Origin of the sequence: Flavobacterium geliluteum (assembly GCF_017948595.1) — a bacterium.
In the GTDB taxonomy this organism is placed as follows: Bacteria; Bacteroidota; Bacteroidia; order Flavobacteriales; family Flavobacteriaceae; genus Flavobacterium; species Flavobacterium flavipigmentatum.
This window is the reverse complement of record NZ_JAGFBV010000112.1, coordinates 1-201: the sequence shown is the minus strand read 5'-3', so window position 1 is coordinate 201 and position 201 is coordinate 1. Positions and strand designations below refer to the sequence as shown.

General features: G+C 30.8%; 1 protein-coding gene. It reads left to right on the top strand.

Annotated features, from left to right (window positions below):
* A partial coding sequence (locus J3495_RS19145) for a transposase (protein ID WP_236025521.1) occupies positions 1–201 on the top strand: 201 nt, incomplete at both ends.

Sequence of the window (201 nt, the reverse complement as noted above, 5' to 3'; positions counted from 1 at the left end):
TCTTTGAGAATACAAAAGACAAAATCATTGGTTTTGCAAAATTAGCCAAATGGCATGAAAAAGTAAATCAATCTGGGTTTAAGTCTTTCGGTACAATCTCTCGTACCATTATGAATCATTATCAAACGATATTGAACTATTTTGACAACAGAAGTACTAATGCTTCTGCAGAATCATTCAATGCTAAAATAAAAGCATTCA